The organism is Paenibacillus sp. GCM10023252, assembly GCF_042653305.1.
Taxonomy (GTDB): domain Bacteria; phylum Bacillota; class Bacilli; order Paenibacillales; family Paenibacillaceae; genus Pristimantibacillus.
In genome coordinates this window covers 1-3,528 of the sequence record NZ_JBHSHW010000015.1, presented here as the reverse complement: position 1 = coordinate 3,528, position 3,528 = coordinate 1, and the positions used below count along the sequence as shown (strand labels likewise).

The following is a 3,528-nucleotide window of genomic DNA, read 5'->3' as shown; positions in this document are numbered from 1 at the left end:
TCATCGACATCACCTAGCCCTATTTCTTTAAGGTTTCTAAATGTACTTGGCAATTTTACCTAACGTTCTTGTATTCACGACGCCGAAAGGCTTAAGCTGCAGTCCTGGTCAAGCGCAGCGACCAGTTCGCCGGGTGGCTCCGCCACTTAGCCTTGCAGGTGTGTCCGGACTGAGTTGCCCGCGGCTCTTCATCATCGGATCCGGACCGAGGGGCGAATGCCCCGATGCGTGAATACTGTGTTAACTGATGTCTCCAGCTTCTTGATTTAACTAAACAAGTCCTTTTTAGTCTTTTTACAGTTGTTTTAAATTTCCTTTATTGATTCCACTTTAAAGTCTCTTCCAATTTTCTTTAATTTTATAGCCTTTTATAGTCTCTTCAATTAATTCATACAATGCCTTATAGTTTTAATGTCCTGAAGTCACTTACTTTTCCAGTTCAATTATTATCTCAGTTCTTAAATCTTTTTAATTCAGTTATTCTATCAACTCATTACTTTTCATGTGCTTCTAAAGATTGCTCGCGGTGTCGAAGGGGGTTACTTTCCTCTCGTACCCTGTCGCGACATTCCTCTTGTTTTGAACTGTTGTTAAATCATCTTTTTATTGTTTCAGCTCTCGGAGATTTCAGTTAACGTTCTTGTATTCACGACGCCCCACCACCCTAAGGTCCAAAAGGACCGGCCGCGACGCGGTTGGGTGGTGCGGGTGTGTCCAGCTGAATATGCTTCCTGCTAATGCCAATTGCTTCCCCGAATCCTCTTCTTACTTCGGCTGGACCGAGGGCCGAATGGCCCGATGCGTGAATATGTTGTTATGTGAAGGACTTGCCTTCCTCGAATAATCTGGCAAATCCATATTTCTTTGTATTTAAAACATAGCTTGCAGTATCAATTATATTATCAGTTTCAATCTTGATTGTTATCGGATCATTACTTACTAGTCTTAATTCACAATATCCATATGGCCAGTAACTAACGCATTGAAAATTATATTCCTTATTTAAATTCTCCTCTTTGCCAGTCGCTTTCCATGATGTTGAGATGTTCACAATCTTATTATTTACATCATATATAAATCCTTCTTTAATTCTTTTGTAAAGCGCAATAGAAAGGTTCCCTTGATGTATTTCACCAACCTCAACTAAAGCGAAGCCACTAATATAAAGATCTTTGCCTTCAAACTGTTTAAAAGAAGAAAAACACTTTGCTTCTTTAAGAATTGTAATCCCCCATGCCTTAAATGAAGTCATTGAATCGAAGGCAGCATCAAAATATAAGCATGATTCAGAGAAATCTATGAATTTATCAAAATCATCTGAAATATCAAGAGTAATTTCCATTGTGTTCTTATATCCCTCCGATCTTGCAAGTCTTTCACATAACGTTGTTGTATTCACGACGCCCCACCACCTTAAGGTCCGAAGGACCGGCCGCGATGCGGTTAGGTGGTGCGGGTGTGTCCGGCTGATTCCGCTTCCCTGCTACTGAATTGTCATCTTTGAACACGCTTCTAACTTCTGCCGGACCGAGGGGCGAATGCCCCGAAGCGTGAATATGGTGTTATACGAAGGAATTCTCTTCCTCGATCTAACTATCAATAAATGCTCTAACAATAAGCGTAATCCCCGCTCCCAAAACTGAGCTAATTATTAATTTCATGACTTCCCATCTTGTTGTTTTCTTTTTATCATTTATTAATTTCTTCCTAACATTTATTTGGAACTCAAAGAGAGCAACAGATTCCTTTTTTCTTTGTTCGATGAAATCATTGGAGTTAAAATTTTTTATTAGATCTGTTCCAATTAATGATGTTGATTTTTCTGTTATCAATGAATATTGATCTTCTACAAACTTAAGTAAAATAATGCGTAACTCTACAATGTCATTAGGATTTATTGAAACTCTTGATAGTTTGTTAAACAACTCATTAATCTCTTCATTTAAGACATTAAATCCAATTGATATTGAATCAAAAAAAGCAAAGGAGCTTTTCCCTACCCCGCGGCTACCATAGTCAGCTAATTTATTATTTGTTTCTTTCATGATTCTATTTGAAATCATTGGTAGTAGATCATTAATGAGATCTTTTAATTTCAAGTTTATCATCCCTTAATGGTTTGAATTCTTTCGTATAACGTTCTTGTATTCACGACGCCGAAAGGCTTAAGCTGCAATCCTGGTCAAGCGAAGCGACCAGTTCGCCGGGTGGCTCCGCCACTTAGCCTTGCAAGTGTGTTCGGACTGTGTTACCCACGACCTACAGCTTCGGTCCGGACCGAGGGGCGAATGCCCCGAAGCGTGAATATTGTGTTAGGTGATGTTGGGGCCTTCCTTGAGATACCATCAAGAGCTTATTATCCGAGGTCAAACGTTGTCCATCCGTTCTCTTCAATAGAAATACATGTCTTTCTGAAAAATTTATAAGCCTTCATCCCATGTCTATTTCTAATCCATTCATAAAGATTTCTTCTATATGGGTATATAAATCGGGTTCTTGGTTCACTAAAAAATTCAATATATATCGGTTTATTAAAAGCGTCTCTCCATCCAATTGTTTTTGTTTCTTCTTCAGTTAGTTCTGTTATTTCAAAATCTTCAGATTTGTTTATATATGTAATCCAATTTCTTCTGCATACCTCAAAATCAATAAAGGTTTCAGAACTATTCTCATCTAGATATAACAATCCATTATTTAAGATTTTTAAAATTCGATTGTGATGAATAATAACCATAACATCACCTACTTCGGGTGTTTTATTAAGCATTTGCCCCAATTTCACCTAACGTTCGTGTGTTCACGAACCCGAGAGGCTTAAGGCGACCGAAGGGAGACGGGTCGAAGACTTAGCCTCGCAGGGTTGTCTGGCTGCTTCCACTTCCCCGAGATCCCTCTGCCAGACCGAGGGCGTCAGCCCGAAGCGTGAACACGGTGTTATACGACGGATCTGGCTTCTTTGATTAAACTATACAAATCATTATTCCTTCGTCCATATACTCGTCTATTTTATTTATATCCATCCATGTTGATTCATCTGCCCTAAGCCTATGAAATCTAATAATAGTATCATCATCATGGAAAGTAAGGTATATTACAAACTCATAGTTGGAGAACTCCGCCTTCAACTTCAATGACCATTTATTTAGTAAGTGAATCGCAAAATTCAAGCCTTCAAATGGGTGTTCAACAAACTTGTTCGAAACGTCGATCATATGCAAATGGCTATCAACTGCTTCGAATCCAGATCGATCACCGAACTGCCTGAATATAAAATCCATATTTAGTTCTGGAACTTTATTATCCCCACGCAACAAGACACAACCATTAACTTCAATGAAATTAAGAGGTTGCTGATTCAATAATTCATTCTGAAAAAAACCTGAATTATTTGGACTTAAGCTTTTAAATAAAGCTTTGAATTTCTCATTGGTTATTTTCATTTGTACCTCTTTCAGATCTGTCGTATAACGTTCTTGTATTCACGACGCCGAAAGGCTTAAGCTGCCCTTCTGGTCAAGCGAAGCGACC

The 3,528-nt window shown here is 38.7% G+C and carries 4 protein-coding genes; all 4 read right to left on the bottom strand.

The window, feature by feature from the left end; genetic code table 11:
* Positions 1-814: 814 nt before the first annotated feature.
* Positions 815-1,399, bottom strand: coding sequence for a hypothetical protein (locus tag ACFO9Q_RS10180; RefSeq protein WP_379181449.1), 585 nt, complete (start codon positions 1,397-1,399; stop codon positions 815-817).
* 190 nt (positions 1,400-1,589) lie between these two features.
* Entirely contained in the window at positions 1,590-2,099 is a 510-nt protein-coding gene (locus tag ACFO9Q_RS10175; protein ID WP_379181447.1) for a hypothetical protein, read from the bottom strand.
* 257 nt (positions 2,100-2,356) lie between these two features.
* A complete protein-coding gene (locus tag ACFO9Q_RS10170; RefSeq protein WP_379181445.1) occupies positions 2,357-2,767 on the bottom strand; it encodes a hypothetical protein in 411 nt (136 codons plus the stop codon).
* Between the two features lie 193 nt (positions 2,768-2,960).
* Entirely contained in the window at positions 2,961-3,440 is a 480-nt protein-coding gene (locus ACFO9Q_RS10165) for a hypothetical protein (protein ID WP_379181443.1), read from the bottom strand.
* Between the last annotated feature and the right edge of the window lie 88 nt (positions 3,441-3,528).

Coding starts and splice junctions, on each gene's coding strand:
- ACFO9Q_RS10165 (WP_379181443.1), bottom strand. CDS start 3,440: ATGAAAATAACCAATGAGAAATTCAAAGCTTTATTTAAAAGCTTAAGT.
- ACFO9Q_RS10170 (WP_379181445.1), bottom strand. CDS start 2,767: ATGCTTAATAAAACACCCGAAGTAGGTGATGTTATGGTTATTATTCAT.